The organism is Paenibacillus sp. G2S3 (assembly GCF_030123105.1).
GTDB lineage: Bacteria > Bacillota > Bacilli > Paenibacillales > Paenibacillaceae > Paenibacillus_AQ.
The window spans coordinates 4,624,706-4,642,078 of record NZ_CP126095.1; the positions used below are offsets into that span (position 1 = coordinate 4,624,706).

The 17,373-nt window shown below is 45.4% G+C and carries 19 protein-coding genes; all 19 read right to left on the reverse strand.

The features are described from left to right. Positions 1-42: 42 nt before the first annotated feature. The 19 genes from QNH28_RS20310 to QNH28_RS20400 all read right to left on the reverse strand — a co-directional run bounded on the left by QNH28_RS20310 (position 43) and on the right by QNH28_RS20400 (position 17,373). On the reverse strand, positions 43-1,137 hold the full coding sequence (locus QNH28_RS20310; protein ID WP_283908288.1) for a prephenate dehydrogenase: 1,095 nt from the start codon (positions 1,135-1,137) through the stop codon (positions 43-45). 47 nt (positions 1,138-1,184) lie between these two features. Further along, complete coding sequence (hisC, locus tag QNH28_RS20315; protein WP_283908289.1) at positions 1,185-2,282, reverse strand: histidinol-phosphate transaminase; 1,098 nt, start codon at positions 2,280-2,282, stop codon at positions 1,185-1,187. A 59-nt stretch (positions 2,283-2,341) separates the two neighbouring features. Further along, positions 2,342-3,166 carry a tryptophan synthase subunit alpha gene (gene trpA, locus QNH28_RS20320; protein WP_283908290.1) on the reverse strand — a complete coding sequence of 275 codons (825 nt, stop codon included), beginning with the start codon at positions 3,164-3,166 and terminating at the stop codon, positions 2,342-2,344. Further along, the gene (gene trpB / locus QNH28_RS20325; RefSeq protein WP_234531879.1) at positions 3,163-4,362 is read right to left on the reverse strand and encodes a tryptophan synthase subunit beta; all 1,200 of its coding nucleotides are present in this window, start codon (positions 4,360-4,362) and stop codon (positions 3,163-3,165) included. The genes trpA and trpB overlap by 4 nt, the downstream gene beginning before the upstream one ends. After that, entirely contained in the window at positions 4,359-5,036 is a 678-nt protein-coding gene (locus QNH28_RS20330) for a phosphoribosylanthranilate isomerase (protein WP_283912212.1), read from the reverse strand. The genes trpB and QNH28_RS20330 overlap by 4 nt, the downstream gene beginning before the upstream one ends. Further along, a complete protein-coding gene (gene trpC, locus QNH28_RS20335; RefSeq protein ID WP_283908291.1) occupies positions 5,029-5,859 on the reverse strand; it encodes an indole-3-glycerol phosphate synthase TrpC in 831 nt (276 codons plus the stop codon). Before trpC ends, QNH28_RS20330 begins: the two co-directional genes overlap by 8 nt. Continuing rightward, entirely contained in the window at positions 5,849-6,889 is a 1,041-nt protein-coding gene (trpD, locus tag QNH28_RS20340; RefSeq protein ID WP_283908292.1) for an anthranilate phosphoribosyltransferase, read from the reverse strand. The genes trpC and trpD overlap by 11 nt, the downstream gene beginning before the upstream one ends. Before the next feature lie 39 nt (positions 6,890-6,928). Continuing rightward, positions 6,929-8,494, reverse strand: a complete 1,566-nt coding sequence (gene trpE / locus QNH28_RS20345; protein WP_283908293.1) for an anthranilate synthase component I — start codon at positions 8,492-8,494, stop codon at positions 6,929-6,931. 333 nt (positions 8,495-8,827) lie between these two features. Further along, positions 8,828-9,202 carry a chorismate mutase gene (aroH, locus tag QNH28_RS20350; RefSeq protein ID WP_283908294.1) on the reverse strand — a complete coding sequence of 125 codons (375 nt, stop codon included), beginning with the start codon at positions 9,200-9,202 and terminating at the stop codon, positions 8,828-8,830. Continuing rightward, on the reverse strand, positions 9,196-10,299 hold the full coding sequence (gene aroB, locus QNH28_RS20355) for a 3-dehydroquinate synthase (protein ID WP_283908295.1): 1,104 nt from the start codon (positions 10,297-10,299) through the stop codon (positions 9,196-9,198). The genes aroH and aroB overlap by 7 nt, the downstream gene beginning before the upstream one ends. Before the next feature lie 2 nt (positions 10,300-10,301). Beyond that, entirely contained in the window at positions 10,302-11,471 is a 1,170-nt protein-coding gene (aroC, locus tag QNH28_RS20360; protein ID WP_283908296.1) for a chorismate synthase, read from the reverse strand. Between the two features lie 212 nt (positions 11,472-11,683). Continuing rightward, entirely contained in the window at positions 11,684-11,845 is a 162-nt protein-coding gene (locus tag QNH28_RS20365; protein WP_170880309.1) for a hypothetical protein, read from the reverse strand. 105 nt (positions 11,846-11,950) lie between these two features. Beyond that, positions 11,951-12,754: a CheR family methyltransferase gene (locus QNH28_RS20370; protein WP_283908297.1), complete on the reverse strand. Its 804-nt coding sequence runs from the start codon at positions 12,752-12,754 to the stop codon at positions 11,951-11,953. A gap of 26 nt (positions 12,755-12,780) precedes the next feature. After that, entirely contained in the window at positions 12,781-13,224 is a 444-nt protein-coding gene (gene ndk / locus QNH28_RS20375) for a nucleoside-diphosphate kinase (RefSeq protein ID WP_283908298.1), read from the reverse strand. Between the two features lie 99 nt (positions 13,225-13,323). Next, positions 13,324-14,292 (reverse strand): polyprenyl synthetase family protein, encoded by a 969-nt coding sequence (locus tag QNH28_RS20380; RefSeq protein WP_283912213.1) that lies wholly within the window; start codon positions 14,290-14,292, stop codon positions 13,324-13,326. Beyond that, positions 14,289-15,149: a menaquinone biosynthetic enzyme MqnA/MqnD family protein gene (locus tag QNH28_RS20385; protein WP_283908299.1), complete on the reverse strand. Its 861-nt coding sequence runs from the start codon at positions 15,147-15,149 to the stop codon at positions 14,289-14,291. Before QNH28_RS20385 ends, QNH28_RS20380 begins: the two co-directional genes overlap by 4 nt. Before the next feature lie 4 nt (positions 15,150-15,153). After that, positions 15,154-15,756, reverse strand: a complete 603-nt coding sequence (locus QNH28_RS20390; protein ID WP_283908300.1) for a UbiX family flavin prenyltransferase — start codon at positions 15,754-15,756, stop codon at positions 15,154-15,156. Beyond that, positions 15,756-16,628, reverse strand: coding sequence for a UbiA-like polyprenyltransferase (locus QNH28_RS20395; RefSeq protein ID WP_283908301.1), 873 nt, complete (start codon positions 16,626-16,628; stop codon positions 15,756-15,758). The genes QNH28_RS20390 and QNH28_RS20395 overlap by 1 nt, the downstream gene beginning before the upstream one ends. Further along, the gene (locus tag QNH28_RS20400; RefSeq protein ID WP_283908302.1) at positions 16,621-17,373 is read right to left on the reverse strand and encodes a demethylmenaquinone methyltransferase; all 753 of its coding nucleotides are present in this window, start codon (positions 17,371-17,373) and stop codon (positions 16,621-16,623) included. The genes QNH28_RS20395 and QNH28_RS20400 overlap by 8 nt, the downstream gene beginning before the upstream one ends.

A 17,373-nucleotide genomic window follows, 5' to 3' on the forward strand; every position in this document is an offset into this window, starting at 1 on the left:
TATTTATTACGATTTGAAAATGACCCGGAGCGAACCTTAATACTACACATATACGGTATAATCGTGCTCCTGCAGGAGCACTTTCGCTCGTTCCATATCGTTCTCCTGTCGGAAAGATAGGCGCATAATACCAGGCACATCTTCACGGCTCTCGATGATTTGTACGTTGCTAAGGTTAATCCCTTGGTCCCCCAGCTCAGTAGCAATACGACCGATAATCCCCGGATGATCCGGTACATCAATATGTAGGTCAAATAAAGGCGCTATCATACCTTTACGCCGTTCAGGTAACTGACTGCGGAAGCCATTTGCTTCTTGAAAGGCCTCTTCAATCCCTACGCCATCTTCACTTTCCAGTAGACGAACAAAAGATGAAACTTCCTCATTCCAATCCTTCAATAAACGAAGCATTACGGAACGATTGTTCAGCAAAATGTCTCGCCAAATTATAGGATCGCTGGACGCAATCCGAGTGATATCCCGAAAGCCCCCTGCCGCTAAAGTGCTATATAAGGAGTCGGTATCGTCATAGGCACGAATCTGATTTACCAAAGCAACAGCAATAATATGCGGTAAATGACTAATGGCGCCTACAATCTCATCATGACGTTCTGGATCAAGGCGTACAATCTGCGCTCTGGTGTGTTGTAGTAAAGACTCCAGTGCTTGATAAGGCTCGTTTGGCACTCCAGGAGGAGGCGTCAACACATAATAGGCATTCTCAAATAGCAGTGATGAAGCTGCCTCAACACCTGAGCGCTCTGATCCTGCCATTGGGTGTCCGCCGATAAAATGTACTCCAGGAATATCTAAGGAGACCGCACATGCGGCAATACTAGCTTTCGTGCTTCCTACATCTGTAATAATGCAGCCGGGTTTTAGAGGCAAATTGCTTAATTGCTGCAGATAATCCTCTAACATCCCTACCGGTACACATAAAAAAATGAAATCAGCATCAAGTGCCGCTTCTTCAACAGAAAGCGTGGCATGATCTACCACACCTCTGCTTATATATTTACTCGCGGATTCAGGACGGTGGGCATGTCCTACGACGGTCAGGCCCTCCTTGCCTTTAAAGCAAAGGGCCAGTGAGCCTCCGATCAGACCGACACCGAATATAGCTATTTTTGTCGTCATGTTCTTTGAACTACCTGCCTTTTTTAGTCTAGTCTTGCTGTTTATTACTAAGCGCGCACACCATACTCTATAAGAATTTGTTCCAGCGCAGTTATAAAAGCTGTGTTCTGTTCAGCGGAGCCCACAGTAACACGAATATAAGTAGGGTAAACTTGATGGCCCGCTCTTACGATAATTCCTTTACGCATCAAAGCATCAAAAACCTCTGTTGAAGGTTTACGAACATCTACCATAATAAAGTTCCCGTGTGCAGGGAAGGCTTCTAGGCCCAAACGTTTGAACTCACCTTGTAATTGCACAATACCAGCGCTATTAAGACGACGGCATTCCTTCACGTAATCTTGGTCATTCAAGGCAGCAAGAGCCGCCGCTTGCGCAAGACGAGAGGTGTTGAAAGGCTCACGTACCTTGTTAATCAATGAGATAATCTCAGGACTAGCAACACCATAACCAATACGCAATGCAGCTAAGCCATAAATTTTGGAGAAGGTGCGAAGCACAACCAGATTGTTATAACGATTCAATAATTGGATGCCATCGGAGTAAGAAAGATCTGTTACATACTCGCAGTATGCTTCATCAAGGACAACCATTACATTGGAAGGCACAGCATCAAGGAAAGAAACCAAGGCTTCCTCTGGCACAATCGTTCCTGTTGGGTTATTCGGATTACAGATCCAGATCACCTTCGTACGGTCCGTAATACGGGCCAGCATTCCATCCAGATCATGTGTACCATTTACTAGTGGTACCTCAATGGATACTGCACTTTCGATATCTGCGTTACTCTTATACACAGAGAAGGTCTGGTCAGCCATGATTGTCTCATCACCTGGCAAGAAGAAGGCACGAGCAATAAGAGCAATAATCTCATCAGAGCCACAGCCAAAAATAATATTATCGCTATTCACACCAAGACGGCTGGCAAGTGCTGCCGTCAACTCCACAGCCGAGCCGTCCGGATAAAGATAAAGATTCTCAAGCTCTGCTAGAATAGCTTCTTTTGCACTTGGTGAAGCTCCATACGGGTTCTCATTGGATGCAAGCTTAATAACCTCACTTAAGCCGAGCTCCTTCTTAACTTCGTCTATAGGTTTCCCTGGTTTGTAGACAGGGAGATTAACTATATTCGGTTTTGGATTCATGAATAGTCCTCGCTCTCCATAGTTGATTACTCCACTATACACAGGTCAAAATGACACTGTTATGGTCTTTTTAATTGTGCCACAAATTCTCGAATTTGCAACAGCCCCTCATTCCGCGTGGCAGGATTATCGAGGAGCGGAATGACCTCTTCTATTTTGCGAACAATGGCACTACCTACTACAACACCATCGCAAATCTGAGCAAAGCGGGCAACCTGCTCGCCAGTTGAAATACCAAATCCTACAGCCACTGGCAGATCCGTAGCTTGACGCACGGAATCAATAAACGTCTCTACATCAGCATGGAAAGTGGATCGTTCCCCTGTCACACCTAACGAGGATACACAATAGATAAACCCACTCGCACCTGAGACAATCTTTGCAATCCGTTCACTGGAGGTCGGTGCAACCAATGGAATGAGATTAACGCCAACCTCACTACTACGGCGTCGCATCTCCTCTGATTCCTCGACAGGAAGATCTGGGATAATGAGTCCACTAATCTCATGAGCGTTCAGTTCGGCGAAAAATGTATCCAGCCCCATTTGCAAGATTGGATTATAATAGGAAAACAAAATAAATGGCAAGCTACTTCCGGCTTGGCGAGCTTTTAATGCGGTCTCCATGCAGGTACGCAGGTGAACCTCACCCCGCAGAGCTCGTGCAGACGCTCGCTGAATGACAGGACCATCCGCTAGCGGATCAGAATAAGGTACGCCTAGCTCCAAAATATCTGCACCGGCCGCCTCCAGTTCTGCGATGATAGCAAGAGTAGTCTCCAGATCAGGGTCTCCAACCGTCAGAAAAGGAATTAATGCTGTCCGTTCTTCAGCCTTAAGTTTCCGGAATACTAAATCCATTCGGTTTGTAGTTTCGGTTGTCATTCGTTTCCCTTCCCTTCTGTGTACGCCATAATGGATTCCACATCTTTGTCTCCCCGGCCTGACAGGCAGATAACAACAATATCATCCTTGGTAAGGGTTGGACCCATCTTCACTACATGGGCAATCGCATGGGCTGACTCCAGCGCTGGAATAATGCCTTCCGTTACACATAGCAGCTTCAGTGCATCAAGTGCCTCTGCATCTGTAATGGGGACATATTTTGCGCGTTCGATATCTTTTAAATAGGAGTGTTCAGGTCCTACACCAGGATAATCCAGACCTGCCGAGATGGAATGTGCCTCTGTTACTTGACCATGCTCATCCTGCAGTAGATAACTCATCGAACCCTGGAATACGCCATGAGTCCCCTTACTCATCGTAGCCGCATGAAAAGGTGTGTCAATTCCTTTGCCTGCTGCCTCAACACCGATCATACCGACACTTTTATCCTCAACGAATGGATAGAACATACCGATTGCATTACTACCGCCACCTACGGCAGCTACGAGAACATCCGGCAGTCTTCCTTCAGCCTCAAGAATCTGGCGCCGCGTTTCATCACCAATAACCCGCTGAAAGTTACGAACCATCATCGGATATGGATGTGGGCCTACGGCAGAACCTAGAATGTAAAAAGTGTCCTCCACATTGCTAACCCAGTAGCGAAGGGCTTCGTTGCCGGCATCTTTTAAGGTGCGTGATCCGGAAGTAACAGGAATCACTTCAGCACCAAGCAGCTTCATACGGAATACATTGAGTGCCTGGCGACGAGTATCCTCTTCTCCCATAAACACCTTACATTCCATACCAAGTAGAGCTGCAACCGTAGCAGTAGCTACACCATGCTGACCTGCTCCAGTCTCAGCGATCACCTTGGTTTTACCCATCATTTTAGCCAGAATCCCCTGACCAATCGCATTGTTAATCTTATGAGCACCCGTATGATTCAAATCTTCACGCTTCAAATATATTTTAGCTTCTCCCAGATGCTTACTTAGACGCTCCGCATAATACAGCGGGGTCTCCCGTCCGGAATATTGCTTTAATAGATAATCTATTTCTTCTTGAAAAGCCGGGTCCGCCGAATACTTCTGATAGGCTTCCTCCAACTCAATCAATGCAGTCATCAAAGTTTCGGGCACGAAGCGCCCTCCGAATGAACCGAAACGTCCATGCTGGTCCGGTACTTGTGTCATGATTGCTTCACCCTTTCCACAAAAGCTGTCATTTTAATAATATCTTTAATGCCTTCACTCTCTACTCCACTGGATACATCTACTCCGTACGGAGCATAGGTATCTAGCAGCTCTCCAACGTTATTTGGATGAAGTCCTCCAGCTACAAACAATGGCAAACCAATTCGTAGCGCGATTTCCTGATAACCAGGTAATCTCTCCCAAGCGAACGTGCGCCCAGAGCCACCGCTCTGCTGAGGATCATAAGTATCTAACAGCACCGCATCAACAGAGCCTGCGTATTGTTCCAATGTATATTTGTTATCAGCGTCATCACGCTCTTTATCAGTAACAGACAATGCCTTCCATACCTGTACTTGCGGGAAAGCTTGCCGGACCTTTTGACAAAAAGCTGGACTTTCCTGCCCATGTAGCTGAATGACATCTAGTGGTGCTACAGAGAGCAGCTCTCCCAGCTCATCTAGCTCCGGATTAACAAAAACCCCAGCAGCTTTAGGCTTTTCACTAGTCTTCCATTGTGGAAGCTCAGCTATCAGTTCGGAAGCACACTCCAAAGTTACCCTGCGACGACTAGGCGCAAATACAAATCCGATATAATCTAGTGGTAAGTGTACCATAGATTTTAGCACTTCAACGTCCTGAAGTCCACAGATTTTTACCAATGTCTCAGCCATGCCGGACACGGTCCTTTCCATTTGGAAGCCTTCCTAGCAATCCATTTACCGCATCTTCTACATTAGCTTGACGCATTAGGTATTCCCCTACGAGTACCCCGTGAGCGCCAGTCGTTCTTAGGTAGTCAATATCACTTGGCCCTGCAATTCCGCTTTCACTAATCACAGGAACCCCTTGAGGTACTAGTGCTGCCAGCTCTGCCGTTGTCTCTAAGGATGTCTCAAAGGTACGCAGATTACGATTATTAATGCCCAGCAGTACATTAGAATGAGTTATCTTGTCTGTACTTAATACCACCGCAAGCTCATTTCGATCATGAACTTCGATCAATATATCCATTCCAAGCCCTGTAGCTATTTCTATAAAATGAGTCAGTTTATCCGGTGTCAAAATAGCAACGATTAACAACACCGCATCTGCCCCAAGAATTCGCGCTTCATAAATTTGTTTCTCATCGATAATAAAATCTTTGCGAAGCAGCGGCAGATTTACAGCCTCCTTCACTTGCTGCAAGTAAGCAGCGCTGCCCTGAAAATAATCCGTATCCGTCAAAACAGATAAACAATCAGCGCCTCCCGCTTCATAACCTTTTGCAATGGCAACAGGATCGAAATCTTCACGAATCAACCCTTTAGAAGGGGAAGCCTTCTTCACCTCAGCAATCAAACCCATATCTCTGTTCTTCCCTTGGGTCAGAGCCTTACGAAAGCCCCTAGTCTGAGGAAGTGCTGCTATTTCACGCTCGACTTGAGCTAGAGAAAAGCTATCACTGAGGGCCTCCACCTCTTTAATCTTAGTTGCGACAATTTTATCAAGATACATAATTAAGCTCCTCCGTCATCACAACAAGCTGTTCCAGCTTGGATAATGCCTTACCTGAATCCACTACTTCTTTAGCTTTCTCGACGCCCCCAGCCAAGGTATCTGCCAGACCTGCAACATATATACATGCTCCTGCATTAGCTAACACGATATCTCGATAAGGATTGATCTCACCTTGGAGCACAGAAGTAATAATTGCTGCGTTCTCAGCTGCGTCTCCACCCAAAACAGCTTCAAGCGGATGTCTGTTAAGACCTAATCCCTCCGGAGTAATTTCATAAGTGGTCACTATACCCTCTTTTAGTTCAGACACTAATGTAGAGGCTGAGATGCTGATTTCGTCCAGACCATCCGAACTACTTACAACCATCGCACGCTTAGAACCCAGCTCCTTCAGTACATTAGCCACCGTCTCGGTCTTATCCCGATCATAAATCCCAAGTAACTGACGGTCAGCTCCAGCAGGATTCGTAAGAGGACCCAGCATATTGAAGATCGTACGTACACCAAGCTCTTTACGAGGAGCTGCTGCATGCCGCATCGAGGGATGATAAATTTGTGCGAATAAAAAGCAAATGCCGATACGATCCAGACATTCTCGGGCCTGGTCTGCATTCAGATGAATGTTTACGCCAAGGGCTTCAAGTACATCCGCACTTCCCGCTCTGCCAGAAGCAGAGCGATTGCCATGCTTTGCAACTCTTACAGAAGCCGCTGATGAAATAATCGCTGAGGCGGTTGAAATATTAAATTTATGGATGCCGGAACCGCCCGTACCACAAGTATCTAACAAGCGTGCGCGATCAGTCAGTACGGATGTGCCGAACCCTCTCATGGCTTCCGCAAAACCCGTAATCTCCTCCACGGTTTCTCCTTTAATTCGTAAAGCGGTCAGCAGTGAACCGATTTGCGCTTGTGAAGCATCTCCTAGCATTATAGCACCCATTATATCCCGTGCTTCTGTACGTGTCAGATTCTTGCCTTCGATCAGTCCGGCGATTCCTGATTGTATTAATTTCGTTGCATCCATAATGTTCATCCTCCCAGCCTTAATGAGTTACTATATAAATCAAACCACTTGTTCAGGGGTATATTCGTACATATAATCTTGGTTGATGACTTGCTTCTCTTTCACTTCGGATGGAAACATTGCTTCTGCCATACGAATAGCCTTCAGCATGCCCTTCGCTTTATTCACGGTCTCTTCGTACTCTTTTTCAGGAACTGAGTCCCAAACGATCCCTGCCCCGGCCTGCACGTACGCGCGACCTTTCCGGAAGATGATGGTACGAATGGTGATACAAGAATCCATATTTCCTGAGAACCCTAAATATCCAATCGCTCCGGCATAAGCGCCTCGAGCTTCTTTTTCCAGTTCTGCTATAATCTCCATAGCTCGTAGCTTCGGTGCCCCAGAAACCGTTCCCGCAGGCAGACAGGAGAGGAAGGCATCAAAGAAATCTTTATCCTCACTGAGCGTACCTGACACATTCGATACCATGTGCATGACATGGGAGTATCTTTCAATCTCCATAAAGGAATCACATTTCACAGAACCAAATTTGGATACTCTCCCTAGATCATTACGGCCTAGATCAACAAGCATCAGGTGCTCCGCACGTTCTTTTTCATCCTCCAAGAGCTCTGCAGCAAACACCCGGTCCGATGCTTCACTGTCACCCCTTGGTCTTGTTCCAGCAATCGGTCGTGTTTCCACGCGATCCCCATCCACCTTTACGAGCGCTTCCGGTGAGGTACCAACAATAATCTCCTCATCCATTTTCAAATAGTACATATAGGGGGAAGGGTTAAGGGTTCTGAGCATCCGGTATACATGCAGTGGAGAAACTTCCGTTTCAATATGCAATCGCTGTGACAATACCACTTGAAAAATATCACCTGCGCGAATGTATTCCTTCGCCTGTTCTACATTGTTGATGTACTGCTCTTTAGTAAGATTAGAATGAATCTCACCAAGCTCAATATCCTGCGGAATGCTGCGACGATTCACATTTTCCTTAGGGCCTTCTTTTTGTAGCTCTTCGGCCATAGCCTCCAGCTTACGACTCAGGCTTTCATAATTGGATCTAATATCCGAATCTGTATCTCCATCTTTTACATGCAGGTTACCAACAAGTAGAATCTGCTGCTTCACATGGTCAAAAACAATGATCCGATCGCAAAACATAAATCTTATATCATCCATTTGGAGATCATCCACAGGATGCTGAGGTAACTTCTCATAATATTGCAGCAGATCATATCCAAAAAATCCGATAGCCCCTCCAGTAAAAGGGGGCATCTCGTCAAGCTTAGGGCTACGGTATGAACGGAGTAACGCTTTAAGCTCCTCGATCGGCTTTCCGAACAATTGCTTCTTCTCTCCGCCTACCTCAACGTTAATTGCACCCTTTTTACCGGATATCATCAAAAAGGGATCGCTGCCGATGAACGAATACCGTGCCCATTGTTTGCCACCCTCTACACTTTCAAGTAAGAATGCGCGGTCACGTTCAGCGAAACGTTGGAATAACCGGATTGGTGTTTCCATATCAGCGAGCAGTCGCTTTACAACAGGAATCAGATTATAATCCCGCGACAGCTTTACCACCTCTTGAACACTTGGATTCGTCATTGTTAGATGCCCCCTTAGATATATGAATGGTTCCGAAATACAAAAAAACCCTCTACCGAAGTAGAGGGTTTGTATAAGTAAGTATATGTTTTTGAGCATCGATCAGCATAATTATGTAGTGTTTACAGACTTATCCCTAAATAAGATACATCACTGATAAATGACTTCAGTGCATATCAAAATAAAGACTCTGCTTACACGATACATGCTAATCTAAAAAAACTTCTCGCACTCTGCTCAACTATACTCATCTCAACTAAACTAAACTCTTCTATACTCGGCTAACTACACTATACATGATGACGAGGGTCATTGACAACCCACAACTATAATTTAAGACTTTCTCTCTGATAAATCCGGACGTAGCTTCTGAGCTTCATTCAGATAAACGTGGCGAATCTCACGCTGCGATTTATCCGTATTAATCTGTACCATCAACCGGATACACTTCGGTAAGCTTCCTTTAACCGGGATTTCCGTTGAACACATAAGTGGAACCATTTCCCAGCCCTCAATCTCACGAATAGCTCTTGCAGGAAATGTAGCGTCCAGATCATTGGTCATCGTAATCCATACATTGCTTATATTCTCAGCTATAACATCATTGCGTTCTACGATCTCCCGCAACAATATAACGGTCTCACGTAAAATCTCTGCCTCTTCGTTCTTAGTCACGGTTGTTGCTCCGCGAATCCCTCGGTTTACCACGATCTTTCCTCCTTCTTAAGCTCAGCGAGAACCTCTCGCACTAGCGACTCCTGTACATCGTTCACAATGCTTACAGAGCCTATGGAATCAGGCACGATAAAGGTCATCTTGCCTTCTTTGAATTTCTTATCATGCATCATAGCGTCCATCAGTTCATCTTCATCATATTGGGAAGGAAGGCGTACTGGCAGTGATAGCGCAGTCAGCATGGATACAGTATCCTCATAAATGGAAGTATCCCGCCCAAGCTTCGCAGCCAGTAGCGCTGAACCTGCCATGCCAATCGCAATCGCTTCTCCGTGTAGAAACACTCCATACCCACCAACGGCTTCAATGGCGTGTCCGATCGTGTGTCCAAGGTTCAATATTGCTCGAAGTCCATGCTCACGCTCATCATTCGCCACAACATCTGCCTTAATTGCACAGCCACGCTCTAAAGCATAGCCTAACGCTTCAACATTCAGATCTAACAGCTCTTCAGCATGATCACGACACCAATATGCGAACTCTTTGTCCACGAGGAGACCGTGCTTCACCACTTCTGCCAGACCCGATGAAACTTGCCGTGCTGGAAGTGTACGTAAGGTATCTAAATCGTAGAGTACCATTGACGGTTGATAGAAAGCCCCTATCATATTTTTGGCTAATGGATGATTGACCGCCACTTTACCACCCACACTACTATCATGAGCTAGGATCGTCGTTGGAATTTGCAGAAATCCGATCCCGCGCATATAGGTTGCTGCTACAAATCCAGCTAAATCACCAACCACACCACCACCCAAAGCTAAAACCGCTGAATTGCGGTCTAACCCTGCCTGAATTGCGGTTGTCATGACTTCTTCATACACGGCTAATGATTTAGAGGCTTCACCTGCCGTCATAATGTGACTAACCACAGTATAGCCGTGAGATCTCAGAGCTTCTTCAAGAGCCGGCAAGTACCTTGGCGCTACTTCAGTATCACTCACTACTAACAGTGGACTACGCTCCGAAAATCCAGCTTCAGCACAATAATGGGCGATGTCCTTTAGTAATCCACTACCGATAAGAATAGGATACGAGCGGTCGCCTAAATCTACATTAATGGTACGCATAATTAGTAGCTCTCCAGCTGTGATAGGTAATTTTCATAGTTCGCTTTAATTTCTTCCAGTGAATCACCACCGAATTTATCAAGGAAAGCTTTTGCGATTTCCCAAGCTACTACGCTTTCCAGAACAACACATGCCGCTGGAACTGCACAAGCGTCCGAACGTTCAACTTGCGCTGTAAATGGTTCTTTTGTGTCGATATCTACGCTTTGAAGCGGTTTATAGAGGGTAGGGATAGGCTTCATGACACCGCGAACTACAACAGGCATTCCGTTAGTCATACCACCTTCAAAACCACCTAAGCGATTACTTGCACGGTAGTATCCTTTAGAAGCTTCATACATAATTTCATCATGGACTTGCGATCCACGCAATTTACCAGCTTCAAACCCAATGCCAATTTCCACGCCTTTGAATGCATTAATCGACATTACCGCCCCAGCGATTGCTCCGTCAAGCTTCCGATCTGACTGTACATAACTGCCAAGTCCGATAGGAAGTCCTTCGACGATACATTCAACGATTCCACCGATGGAGTCGCCTTCTTCCTTGATCTGATCTATGTAAGCCTCCATCTTCTGTTCCGTTTCTTTATCGACAACTCTGACAGAGGACTGTTCCGTCCGCTCAATCAACTCATCGATAGGCAGATCGTTAGCAGGCGCTTCAATTTCACCGATGCGGATGACTTGACCTGCTACTTTCACGCCAAAAGCTGCAAGCAGTTGTCTGGCCACAGCGCCACATGCAACTCTGGCTGCTGTTTCGCGGGCACTGGAGCGCTCCAGTACGTTCCGAAGATCCGTATGGTTGTACTTCAATCCGCCATTCAGGTCTGCATGGCCAGGACGTGGCCGATTTACGCGGCGTTTTTCTTCGTCACTGCCAGGAATAGGCTCGATATTCATAATGTTCTTCCAGTGGGTCCAGTCTTTATTCTCTACTACCAAGGCTACTGGAGCACCTGTAGTATAGCCATGACGTACTCCACCTACAATTTGTGCCGTATCTTTCTCAATCTGCATGCGACGTCCACGTCCATATCCCTTTTGTCGACGCTGCAATTGAAAATTAAGCTCTTCAAAATTCAATGTCAAATTACTTGGCAATCCCTCAATAATGGCCGTAAGCTGGGGGCCGTGCGTTTCCCCCGCTGTTAAATAGCGCAAACTCATGCTGCGTTCCCCCTTTTATACTTTTAAACTGTAAACCGCTAAAATCCTAATGATCTTTGCTCATTATAGTATAGGCAATCCTCTTTGACAAGAAAGGGATCTCCCTAAAAAGACTCTATTCGCGACAAAATGAATTGGTTTTTGTGTAAAGAAAAGCGCCATTCATACTCTAAAGAGTATGAATGGCGCTCCTCGGCTCGGTCCGGCACTAGTTAGCTGCCGATCCGCTGACTCGTTGAAGGAAATGTAGACTTACGCTCTTCCAGTTGCAGAAGGCGCTTCAATTGCATTTCTTCCACACCGAGAATTTGCCCGCACTCACGAACGGTGATAAAGCCTCGTTTGTACGCGGCAATGACCTTGCTTTTGTCCATCGGTTTAACGATCCTTTCGCTTAGCTTACAGATTCTACTACCCAGTATCACTGAACTATAGAGAAAGTATACGTATAAAGAACACTATGAAGGAGCAAGAAGTATTTATTTTTTACGATAGAAAAAAGTTTCTGTCGATTCAAAGCCATACTGTGCTGGCGTAAAGATTTGCTCTGTACTACCTACAAACAAATATCCACCAGGACGTAAGCTAGCCGAGAACTTATGGTAGAGCTTATTCTTCGCCTCTTCAGTAAAATAAATCATAACATTGCGACAAATGATAAGATCAAACCCCTCATCGAACTTGTCCAGCAGTAAGTTTTGTTTGCGAAAATCTATGTTTTTCTTAAGCGTATCACTAACTTTGAATAGAGGACCCTCAGGTTTAAAATAACGAGCGGCAACATCCTTAGGCACATCTTTTAAAGAACGTTCCAGATACAGACCTTGCTTTGCTTTGGATAGAGCACCATCGTCAATATCCGTAGCCAGAATACCAGTCTGTCCCAATAAATTCTTATCTGATAAAATCATTGCCAGCGTATAGGGTTCTTCTCCAGTGGAACATGCAGCGCTCCACAGTTTCAATCTGCGACCAGATTGTTGTATGTCAGGAAGAATGATATCTCGCAGCACTTCCCACCGATTCGGATTCCGCCAGAACTCGGACACATTAATCGTCATTCGGTCTAAAAATTCATAAAATAATTCCTTGTCCTTCATCATTGCGGCAAAAAAATCGCTAAAGGTATTATATCCATTCTTCACACGAAGAGTCGTTAAACGCCGCTTCATCTGCGCTTCTTTATACTGAGACAGATCAATTCCGGTGCTTTGCTTAACATGATAAATAAACCCGATGTAATCTGAATCTTCTGTTAATGCTGCAACATTACGATCAGACATGTTAATCCCTGCCTCCCACCTGGCTTCTACATCCAGACTGCAATCTCTTTGTTATACAGATTCAGTTCATCTGGAGTAAAGAAATTAGCAATTTCTCGTTCTGCACTTTCAGGCGAGTCTGATCCATGAATTAAATTAAGCGGTGTATGGCTGGCAAAGTCGCCTCGAATCGTGCCCGGCAAAGCTTCGCCTACCTTCGTCTTACCAATGAGCGTACGGGATAATGCTACAACATCATCACCTTCCCATACCATTGCAAACACTGGACCCGACGTTATGAAAGAGACCAGCTCTGCAAAAAAGGCCTTGCCAGCATGCTCCGCATAATGTCTTTTAGCTTGGTCTTCACTTACTGTAATCAGCTTTGCAGCGACCAGCTTAAAGCCCTTATCTTCAAAGCGTGAGACAATACGCCCAATTAATCCACGTTGTACTCCATCAGGTTTGACCATCAGATACGTCTTTTCCATAGAGGCACTCTCCAATTTCCCATTAGTTGGGTTGTTTTGACGCTATCTTAACAGAATCCGCGCTTTCTGGAAACGTTTAATTTCATAATCACCAAAACACTAATAAGCTCTACCTGTTACAAAAAAGGCAATATCACGCAGATTACGTTTAGTTTTGTTGTTAGGCAACTGATCTAGTGCTGCAAGTGCCTTCGCGATATAACGCGAAGCTAGCTCCTCTGAACGGGCAATTCCGTCTCCAGAAAGAATAAGATCAATAGCACGCCCTACTGTGCTGTGACCTTCGCGAATAGACTTCAACTCCTCAAGGAGTGGAGCACGCAACCTTTCATCTTCCAAGCTATAAATGACAGGAAGGGTAATGTTCCCTTGCCGCATATCACTGCCCGGAGGTTTACCGATTTGCTTCTCGGTGCCTGAGAGGTCAAGTAAATCATCACGAATCTGGAAGGCCATGCCTACATTATATCCATAATTATAAAGTAGACGAGCCACCTCTGGTTCAGCATCAGCAGCAAGTGCGCCTAATTGGCAACTGACTGCAATCAACAGCGCTGTTTTGCGGCGGATCCGCCGTAGGTAATGACGCACACTCTGCTCACTGTTAAAGAAGTCACGAATCTGCTCCATCTCACCGATCGACATTTCAATCATGGCCTTGGACAAAATCTGATGAATTCGCGGATTCTTCAGCTCCGTCGTCATCACCAGCGCTTTCGCATATATGTAGTCACCGGTGTACATGGCAATCTTATCGCCCCATTTGGCCTTAACAGTGGGTTCCCCTCGGCGCAGTTCTGCATCATCGATGACATCATCGTGAACTAGTGAAGCGCTATGAATCAGTTCTAACGGTATCGCTACACGCTTCAGCTTCTCTAGATCATACTTACCAAATTTCCCACCCATCAAAACAAATACGGGACGCAATCTTTTACCGCCAGCTTTTAACAAATGCAGGGAAGTCTCTGTTAGTAGGTCGTCATCACCCTGTACGCTACGATACAACTCTTTTTCAATCTGATCCATGTCTCTGTTCAGTAATCCGAATATTTGCAGTCGTTTCATTCCTTCACCCGTGTCAACAGTTTGTGACTCCAAATCTCCATCTTCACTGCCTGCGGCAGCAGGCCCATCTCATAGGCATAGCGGAAATAGAGGTTCAGACCTTTCTGCTGCCTTTCTCCAAAATCATAGCATAAATTGCGAAAGTACCCTTCCCAATAAGACTTCGTTCCTCCAATTGTCGTACAGGCTGCAAGTACTATAGGGTCTAGATCATTTAATCCCCGCAGTTTACTCTCAGCAAAAGCTTCTGCAATCTCCGCAATGGCTTCCGGTTTGTCATTCGCAGCCTTTCGATTCACTGCCCAGACCGCAAAGGTCATCCCTAAGCCCGTCCATTCTTTCCAAAGCTCCGCCAGATCCGTAACGATATAGCCTTGATCCTGCCAAGAGGCTTTAATTGCATGATCACCAATGAGTAAGCACGCATCTGCTTGATGCATCATGGCATCCAAATCAGGATTAGCGCTAATATATTCTGGTTTATTGCCAAAAGCTTTTTCCATTAAAATTTTCAGTAAGTTTACCGATGTTGCAGAAGTATTCGTAACAGCAATCGTACCTGTACCTATCTGTGCAAGCGGCACCCGAGAAAAAAGAAATATTGACCTCACAGGACCGTCCGCACTTACCGATAAATCAGGTAACAGTAATAACTTATCACTGGCTTCAGCATACGCAAAAGAGGATAATGCACCTACATGAATCGTTCCGCGACTCATCCCCTGATTAAGAATGGCAGGTACTTCACTCACCATCTCTGCAGGATATTTCAGTGCAGAGGGATGAAAATTGTGAAATACCGGCCATGAGTTGGTATAGCTGATTTTGCCGATGATGGTGTGGCTGTTATTTTCCATCCTTTCAATCCCCCCATCTGCGAAATAATTGATGTTCAATATTAAAGCTGTCAAGTACTTTACCCACCATGAAATTAATCAGATCATCCATACTTTGCGGTCCAAAGTAAAAAGCCGGCATTGCCGGAATGATCCGAACCCCCAGACGGGACAGCTTCAACATATTCTCTAGATGAATAGCATGCAGAGGTGTCTCACGAGGAACAAGGACCAGTGGACGGCCTTCCTTAAGCATAACATCAGCAGCACGAGTCATCAGATTGTCGGAGGTTCCATTAGCAACCGCTGACAATGTTCCCATGGAACAAGGCATAATAATCATCCCTTCCACACGAAACGAACCACTTGCAATAGATGCGCCGATATCAGCGACAGGATGATAAATTAGAGAACCGGGATAGCCCTTGAACTTTTCGTTCAAAAAGCCTTCCCGGTCTGATGCGATATAACCTAGTTCTTCTTTAAAAACGCGCCAGCCCGCATTACTGACTACCAAATGAACGGAGTAGCCCAGCGATAGCAACGTTTCAATCAGACGAATACCATAAATAGCACCGCTTGCCCCTGTAATTCCAACCACGAAGTTTTTCGGTTTAGTAAGCGTCATTATTTGAAATGCACCACCAAGTCAATCAAAGTGAAAGAGAACACCACGATGCTCAGCACGCCGTTCATAGTGAAAAAAGCTGTCTGCAAACGACTAAGGTCACTCGGAGATACAATATAATGCTCATAAAAAAGAATAATATAAGCGAGAATCATACCTGCCACATACCACCAGCTTAAATCCGTCAAAAACAACAGCGATACGAATCCAATCGCCGTGAGAATGTGAAACACGCGAGCAATAACGAGCGCACCTTGGACCCCAAACCGTACCGGAATGGAGTTTAAGCCCTCTTTAATATCAAACTCAACATCCTGACAAGAGTATATAACATCAAAACCAGCAGTCCAAAACACAATTGTGAAGTAAAATACCATTGAAGTCCAATTCACACTTCCGGTTACAGCTACCCAGCCGCCCAGTGGCGCAAGCGCAATGGTGAGGCCGAGGATAAGATGGCATGCCCATGTAAAGCGCTTAGTGAATGAATAAATTACAAGTAGGAATACAGCGATAGGTAAAAGCTTAGCTGATAAAGGATTCAATTTAAAGGCTGCCCAAAAGAGCAAGAAAAATGAAATGCCAATAAATATAACAACTTCACCGATCTTGAGTAACCCTGCAGGAATCGCTCTTCCAGCTGTGCGTGGATTCTTGGCATCACTAATTCGGTCTATCAATCGATTCAATCCCATAGCTGCACTGCGAGCTCCAAACATGGCGATTACAATCCAGCCAATTTGGCTCCAGGATGGAAGGCTATCATTCATGACAACAGATCCCAGTAAAGCACCCATAAAAGCAAAAGGTAAAGCAAATACTGTATGCTCAAACTTAATCATTTGCAAAAAGATACCGATTTTCTTAAACATTCCCGTTCTCCTTGAGCCCAATATGTAATGCCGCGATGCCTCCGGTCAAGGGGAAGGATTCCACTTTTTGAAGTCCGGTTTCACGGAAAATAGTAGCTAGCTGCTCCCGGTCAGGGAACATTGCCAGTGATTCTGGTAGCCATTTGTATTGCTCGTACCTTTTCGCGAATAACTTACCAAGCAGTGGAAGTACGCGCTGGAAATAAAAGAAATATACACCTTTAAACGGCTGTTTCATTGGCTTGGATAGCTCCAAACATACAACCATCCCACCAGGTTTTACTACCCTCTTCATTTCGTTAAGCACTTGAACAGGATCTGGCACATTGCGTAGTCCAAATCCAATCGTTGCATAATCAAATGCATTGTCTTCAAAAGGAAGCTCCATAGCATTGCCTTGCACTAGCGAAATACGGTTTTGAAGTTTGCGCCCTTCAACCTTACGGCGTCCTACTTCAAGCATACCAGCACTGAAATCCAGTCCGATCACATTGCCAGTCTGTGAGGCTTCCGCCAAAGCGATACTCCAATCACAGGTTCCACAACATAGGTCAACGGCCGAATCCCCGCGCTTCATCCCCATCTTCTTCATCGTGAATTTACGCCAAGCCTTGTGGCGGCGAAAGCTCAGGATGTCATTCATCAAATCGTATTTTCCGGCAATACTTTCAAACACGGAATGCACAAACTGCTCTTTTGGTTTGCTGTTGTCACCCACAGCAGTTGTCGTCTTTTCCATAGTCAT